At 74.6% G+C, this 6,910-nt stretch carries 6 protein-coding genes; all 6 read left to right on the top strand.

Annotated elements, in window-relative coordinates:
* A partial coding sequence (locus tag ACVMLK_RS18935; protein WP_457487286.1) for an ATP-dependent helicase C-terminal domain-containing protein occupies positions 1–629 on the top strand: 629 nt, incomplete at its 5' end.
* A gap of 125 nt (positions 630–754) precedes the next feature.
* Positions 755–1,840, top strand: coding sequence for a S1C family serine protease (locus ACVMLK_RS18930; RefSeq protein ID WP_198365710.1), 1,086 nt, complete (start codon positions 755–757; stop codon positions 1,838–1,840).
* Between the two features lie 218 nt (positions 1,841–2,058).
* Complete coding sequence (locus tag ACVMLK_RS18925; protein WP_198365709.1) at positions 2,059–3,114, top strand: FecCD family ABC transporter permease; 1,056 nt, start codon at positions 2,059–2,061, stop codon at positions 3,112–3,114.
* A gap of 68 nt (positions 3,115–3,182) precedes the next feature.
* Positions 3,183–4,004, top strand: coding sequence for an ABC transporter ATP-binding protein (locus tag ACVMLK_RS18920; protein ID WP_457487285.1), 822 nt, complete (start codon positions 3,183–3,185; stop codon positions 4,002–4,004).
* Between the two features lie 138 nt (positions 4,005–4,142).
* Positions 4,143–5,159 carry a calcium-binding protein gene (locus ACVMLK_RS18915; protein ID WP_457487284.1) on the top strand — a complete coding sequence of 339 codons (1,017 nt, stop codon included), beginning with the start codon at positions 4,143–4,145 and terminating at the stop codon, positions 5,157–5,159.
* A 103-nt stretch (positions 5,160–5,262) separates the two neighbouring features.
* Positions 5,263–6,910 (top strand): protein-disulfide reductase DsbD family protein (locus ACVMLK_RS18910; protein WP_457487283.1); only part of this gene is annotated, 1,648 nt, incomplete at its 3' end.

Genomic DNA, 6,910 nt, shown 5'->3' with positions numbered 1-6,910 from the left:
CGCTGGTGCTGGAGGAGGCGACGCTGCCCCAGGCCGACCCGGACGCGGTGGCGGCGGCCCTGGCCGGGGCGGCGGCTTCGCGCGGCCTGCGCGACCTGGACTGGAGCAAGGCCGCCGAGCAGACCCGCGCCCGCCTCGCCTGGATGCGCCGCGCCGAGGGCGAGCCCTGGCCGGAGGTCTCGGACGAGGCGCTGGCCCGCGAGGGCGGCGCCTGGCTGGTCCCCTGGCTCGCCGGGCTGAACAGGCTGTCGCAGCTGAAGGCCCTGGACGTGGTGGCGATGCTGCGCGCCCTGCCGCCGCACCCGCTGACCCGGCGCCTCGATGCCGAGCTGCCGCCGCGCCTCGACCTGCCCGGCGGGCGCTCGGCCGCCATCGACTATACCGGCGAGGTGCCGCGGCTGGAGGCGCGGGCGCAGCACCTCTTCGGCCTGGAGCGCCTGCCGCCGCTGGCCGGCGGGCGCATCCCGCTGCAGGTGGCGCTGCTCTCCCCGGCCGGGCGGCCGATCGCCGTCACCGCCGACCTCGCCGGCTTCTGGCGCGGCGCCTGGGCCGAGGTGCGCAAGGAGATGCGCGGCCGCTACCCCAGGCACGACTGGCCGGAGCAGCCGGGACAGCGGGCGGCGGTCTGAGACAAGTGGTTCGAGGCGGGCGGTTTGCGGCGGCCGCGCCCGCGCGGGCTTGCCTTACGCCCGGCCTTGCTCAATGTGACGTCAGAGCCGCAGCCCCCACCGCGCCCGCCACCAGGGATGAGACGATGATCACCCCCCAGCCCGCCGCCTCCCGCCGCCTCGTCCTCGCCGGCCTCTCCAGCCTGGCCCTGCTCACCGCCTGCGCCCGCGTGCCGGCCCAGGCCCAGCGCGGCCTGATGCCCGATTTCGCCGACCTGGCCGAGCGGGTGCTGCCGGCGGTGGTGAACATCGCCGTGCTCACCGAGCAGACCACCACGCAGATCCCGCCCGAACTGCGCGGCACCCCCTTCGAGCGCTACTTCCGCGAACGCCGCGGGCGGCAGCAGGTGCAGGGGGCGGGCTCCGGCTTCGTCATCGACCCGGCGGGCTATATCGTCACCAACAACCATGTGGTGGGCGAGGCCGCGCGGGTCGTCGTCTCGCTGCAGGATGGCACCGAGCTGCCGGCCCGGGTCGTCGGCACGGACGAGCTGACCGACCTCGCCCTGCTCCGCGTCGAGCCGCGCGCGCCGCTCGCCGCCGTCCCCTGGGGGGCCTCGGGCAGCATCCGCGTGGGCCAGTGGGTGCTGGCGGCGGGCAACCCCTTCGGCCTCGGCGGCACCGTCACCTCCGGCATCGTCTCGGCACGCGGGCGCGAGATCGGCGCCGGGCCCTTCGATGACTTCATCCAGACCGACGCCGCCATCAACCCGGGCAATTCCGGCGGGCCGCTGTTCAACGCGGCCGGCGAGGTGATCGGCATCAACACCGCCATCTACTCGCCCTCCGGCGCCTCGGCCGGCATCGGCTTCGCCACCCCCTCCGACCTGGCGCGCGGCGTGATCGACCAGCTGCGGCGCGACGGGCGGGTGGAGCGTGGCTGGCTCGGCGTGGCGGTCCAGGATGTCGGCGGCGAGACGACGCCGGGCGGGCGCAACCGCGGCGTGCAGGTGCAGAGCCTGGAGCGCAACAGCCCCGCCGCCCGCGCCGGGCTGCGCCCCGGCGACATCATCACCGCGCTGAACGGCGAGCGGGTCGAGACGGTGCGCGCCCTGACGCGCGGCGTCGCCATCACCCCGCCGGGCCAGACCATCCGCATCACCCTGCTGCGCGAGGGGCGGCAGCGGGATCTGGCGGTGCAGGTCGGCCGCCGGCCGCCCCAGGCCGGCTGAACCGGGCCGGCCGCGCGGCTGCCCCGCCCGCGGATGGGGCTTGGTGCGGCGGTTGCGAATGATTATGGATTGCCGGAACTCCCGCTCTCACGCCGCCGACCCCGCCTCACTCCGAAGGATGCGCCTTTGCCGCCCAGCCCCCGCCGCACCCGGCCGCTCCCCCGCCGCCCGGACCCCGTGCCGCCGCCGCGCCCGGGCGCCATCCGGATGAGCCGGCGATGAGCGCCGCCGTGACGGCGACCGCGGCCTCGGATGGCTACCGCGCCCTGCTCTGGCGCCGCACGGCGCTGCTCGTGCTGCTGGCGCTGCTGACGCTGGCCTCGCTGCTGCTCGATGTCGCCACCGGCCCCTCGCGCCTGGGTCTCTCGGATGTGCTGGGCGTGCTGCTGGACCCCGGCTCGGCGACCGGGCCGGTCTCCGTCATCGTCTGGGACGTGCGGCTGCCCTACGCGGTCATGGCCGTGCTGGTCGGCGCCGCCCTGGCGCTGGCCGGGGCGGAGATGCAGACGGTGCTGAACAATCCGCTGGCCAGCCCCTTCACCCTGGGCGTCTCCTCCGCCGCCTCGCTGGGCGCGGCGCTGGCCATCGTCATCGGCGTCGGCATTCCCTGGCTGCCGCAGAGCTGGCTGCTGCCGGGCAACGCCTTCCTCTTCGCCTTCGGCTCGGTGCTGCTGCTGCGCAGCCTGTCGAGGCTGCGCGGGGCGGGGGTCGAGGCGCTGGTGCTCTTCGGCATCGCGCTCGTCTTCGCCTTCAACGCGGCCGTCGCCCTGCTGCAGTTCATCGCCACCGAGCAGGCGCTGCAGCAGCTGGTCTTCTGGTCCATGGGCAGCTTGGCGCGCGCCACCTGGCCGAAGATCGGCGTCATGGCCCTGGCGCTGGCCGTCACCATCCCCTTCTGCGCCCGGGCGAGCTGGAAGCTCACCGCCCTGCGGCTGGGCGAGGAGCGGGCGCTCTCCTTCGGCGTCGATGCCAACCGGCTGCGCGACGGGGCGTTGTTCCGGGTCAGCGTGCTCTCCGGCGTCTCGGTCGCCTTCGTCGGCACCATCGGCTTCATCGGGCTGGTCGGGCCGCATGCGGCGCGGCTGATGGTGGGGGAGGATCACCGCTTCTTCCTGCCGGCCAGCGCGCTCTGCGGCGCGCTGCTGCTCTCGCTCTCCTCCCTGGCCAGCAAGATGCTGGTGCCCGGGCTGCTGGTGCCGATCGGCATCGTCACCGCGCTGGTCGGCGTGCCGGTCTTCGTCGCGCTGGTCTTCACCCGGGGGCGTCGCGCGTGAGCGCGCGGGAGAGCACTCGCGTGAGCGCGCGGGAGAACCCTCGCGTGAGCGCGCCGGAGAACCCAGGCATGAGTGCGCCGGAGCGGCCCGCCGCCCCGCCCCTGCGGCTGGAGATCGAGCGCCTGACCCTCGGCTATGGCCGTCGCGTCATCCTGCAGGACGTGTCGCTGAAGCCGCTCCGGGGCGGCCATATCACCGCCCTGGTCGGCCCCAACGGCGCCGGCAAGTCGACCCTGCTGCGCGGCCTGGCCGGACTGCTGCCGGCGCGCGGCTCGGTGAAGCTGAACGGCCAGGAGATGGTGGGGCAGCGGCTGGAGCGCCGCGCCCGGCACATCGCCTACATGCCGCAGAGCCTGCCGCAGGGCGTGGCGCTGACCGTGCTCGAGACGCTGGTCAGCGCGCTGAAGGCCAGTCCCGCCGGCGGCGAGGGGCTGATCTCCGCCAAGCTGGCGGCGGAGCGGGCGCTGGACCTGCTGGAGCGGATCGGCATCGGCCACCTGGCGCTGACCGGGCTGGACCGGCTCTCCGGCGGCCAGCGCCAGCTCGCCGGCCTGGCGCAGGCCCTGGTGCGGCAGCCCGAGGTGCTGCTGCTGGACGAGCCGACCAGCGCGCTCGACCTGCGCTTCCAGCTCCAGGTCATGCAGCTGGTGCAGGCGCTGACCTGGGAGAAGGGCCTCGTCACCATCATCGTCGTGCACGATCTCGGCCTGGCCGCGCGGTTCGCGGATCATGTCATCGCCATCGCCGGCGGCACGGTGCACGCCGAGGGCTCGCCGGAGGCCACCCTCACCCCGGCGCTCCTGGCTGAGGTCTATGGTGTCGCGGCGCGGGTGGAGCGCTGCTCGCTGGGCCATCTGCAGGTCCTGGCGGACTCTCCCCTGGCGGGATGACGGCATCACAACCTTGACGTGTAATTGTATTCCTATCGACTTCCGCAATCATGGATTGCTGAATTAGAATTCTCTTCATCACCGGTTGGGTCCGCCGCCCGATGGAAGGCGGACCCGGCCCAGAGGAGGATTCCCGACATGGCGCTTCCCCGGCTCCGCCCCATCGACCTTCTGCCCGATCTCGACCCGTTGCGGGACTGGCTGGACGGCACGCTCGTCCTCGGCACCGCCGGCGCCGACGAGATCGAGGTCCAGGGCCGGATGAAAGTGGTCTTCGCCGGCCGTGGCAACGACCTCGTCCTGTCCGACACCGGCGCCGGCTCCGCGAAGGCGCTGGGCAACCTGCTGATGGGCGGGCAGGGCGACGACCAGCTCACCACCCTCGGCGGCCGCAACGCCCTGCTCGGCGATCAGGGCCATGACACGCTGACCCTGGGCGACCGGTTCCAGCCTGGCGAGAGCCACCACGGCATCGCCTTCGGCGGCTCCGGGGACGACCGCATCTCGGCCTTCGGCAGCAACCACCGCATCTACGGCGATGGCGGCAACGACACCCTGATCCTGGGTGGCCCGATCGGCCTGGACAACGCCGCCTTCGGCGGCAGCGGCAACGACACCCTGACCTCGCACAGCCGGCGCACCACGCTGGATGGCGGCAGCGGCAACGACCTGCTGATGTCCTTCAGCGCCGGTCCGGCCCGCACGCATCTCGTCGAGAGCGGCGTGACCCTGACGGGCGGCAGCGGCGCCGACCGCTTCGCCCTGCACAACCAGAGCGTCCTGCTGGCCCATGGCGACACCGACGGCGCGCTTTCCGAGGGCGACGCGCTCAGCGGCGTGATCGACGTCATCACCGACTACCAGGCCGGGGAGCGGGTCATCCTCGGCGGCGGCGGGGAGGCGGCGCTGCGCGAGGCGCCGGTTCACCTGGCCGGCATCACCTGGCCCGGCACCGGCGGCGGGCGCGCGCCGCTGCTGCATGACGGGGACTATGCCTATCTGCGCGGCGCGCTGACCGGCGCCGGCCGCTTCACCATCGGCGCGGAGGGCGAGGACCTGCTGCTGATCTATGACCGGCCCGACGGGACCGACACGCCGCAGACCGGCGCGGTGGCCTTCCTGGGCTGGTCGGAGGACAGCGTGCTGATCGCCTGAGAGGCGGCGGACGAGGCGTCGGGAGGGGCGTCGCGATGCGGCGCAACCTTTCGTCACCTCTTGCCCCTTTCCTTCGGGGCCGGAATTGGCTTTCCATCCCGTCATGTTCCGTCCCGCCCTGACCCTGGCCGCGCTCCTGGCGCTCGGCACGCCCGCGCTGGCGCTGGAGAGCGCGCCGGTCCGCAGCGAGCGCACCGCCATGAGCCTGGCCGCCGAGCTCTCGGCGGTGGCGCCCGGCCAGCCCTTCCGCCTCGGCCTGAAGCAGGTGCTGGCGCCCGGCTGGCACACCTACTGGATCAATCCGGGCGATGCCGGCACGCCGCCGGAGCTGGCGCTGACGGGGCCGGAGGGCACCGTCGCCACCGGCTTCGACTGGCCGGCGCCGGACCGCATTCCCTTCGGCCCGCTGGTCAACTACGGCTACGAGAATCAGGTGCTGCTGCCGCTGACGGTGACGCCGCCGGCGGATCTGCGGCCGGGCGATGTCCTGACCCTCGAGGCGACGGCGAGCTGGCTGGTCTGCGAGCAGGTCTGCATCCCCGAGGAGGGCGTCTTCCGCCTGGACCTACCGGTGGAGGCGGCGCCGCGCCCCGACCCCGCCCTGGCCGGCGCCTTCCGGGAGGCCGAGGCCGCCCTGCCCCGCCCCAGCCCCTGGGCCGCCAGCCTGGGCTTCGAGGACCGGCAGGGCGCGCTGCGGCTGGATGGCCCCGACCTCTCGCCGGCCACGGTGAAGGCGGCCTGGTTCTTCCCCGCCGAATGGGGCGCGCTGGATCATGCCGGGCCGCAGCCGATGGAGGTGGCGGAAGGATCGCTGCGCCTCGGCCTGACGCGCGGCGCGGCGCCGCTGGCCGAGGGGCCGCTCGCGGGGGTGGTGACGATCACCGACACCGCGGGGACGCGCAGCGCCTTCACGGTGTCCGCCGTGCCCGGCGCGGTTCCGGCCGCCCTGGGCGGCGCGGCTCCGGCCCTGGCCGGGTGGCCGCTCTGGCAGGTGCTGCTCTCGGCGGCGCTGGGCGGGCTGATCCTGAACCTGATGCCCTGCGTCTTCCCGATCCTGGCGATGAAGGCCATGGCCGTGGCGAAGCTCTCGGGCGCGGCGCGCGGCACGGTGCGCAGCCATGCCGCCAGCTACACCGCCGGGGTGGTGCTGTCCTTCCTGGTTCTGGCCGGGGCGATGATCGCGCTGCGCGCCGCCGGCGGCGTGGCCGGCTGGGGCTTCCAGTTCACCTCGCCGGTCTTCGTGGCCCTCATGGGGTGGCTGATGCTGGCGGTCGGGCTCAACCTCTCCGGCGTGTTCCAGATCGGCGGGCCGGTGGGCGCCGGATCGGGCCTCGCCGCGCGCGGGGGGCATCTGGGCAGCTTCGCCACCGGCGGCCTCGCCGTGCTGGTCGCCACCCCCTGCACCGCGCCCTTCATGGCCGCCGCCATCGGCGCCGCCATGGCCATGCCGCCGGCCGCGACGCTCGCCGTCTTCGCCGCCATGGGGTTCGGCATGGCGGCGCCCTATGCGCTGCTGGCCCTGGCCCCCGGCCTCGCCCGGCTGCTGCCGCGTCCCGGCCTCTGGATGGAGCGGCTGAAGCAGGTCCTGGCCTTCCCGATGTATGGCGCCGCGCTCTGGCTGCTCTGGGTGCTGGCGCAGATGGTCGGGCCCGCGGCGCTGGCGGCGGCGCTGGCGGGCGGGCTCGCCATCGGCTTCGGCGCCTGGGCGCTGGGCGCGGCGCAGCAGGCGCGGAGCCGGCGCGGGCACTGGC

The organism is Teichococcus aerofrigidensis (genome assembly GCF_054073225.1).
Note: the sequence above shows the minus strand (reverse complement) of the source record. Positions and strands in the feature narration are given on the sequence as shown.

What these genes read in the sequence shown, in the direction of transcription:
- ACVMLK_RS18930 (WP_198365710.1), top strand. Translation starts at nt 755, where the DNA reads ATGATCACCCCCCAGCCCGCCGCCTCCCGCCGCCTCGTCCTCGCCGGC.
- ACVMLK_RS18925 (WP_198365709.1), top strand. Translation starts at nt 2,059, where the DNA reads ATGAGCGCCGCCGTGACGGCGACCGCGGCCTCGGATGGCTACCGCGCC.
- ACVMLK_RS18920 (WP_457487285.1), top strand. Translation starts at nt 3,183, where the DNA reads ATGAGTGCGCCGGAGCGGCCCGCCGCCCCGCCCCTGCGGCTGGAGATC.
- ACVMLK_RS18915 (WP_457487284.1), top strand. Translation starts at nt 4,143, where the DNA reads ATGGCGCTTCCCCGGCTCCGCCCCATCGACCTTCTGCCCGATCTCGAC.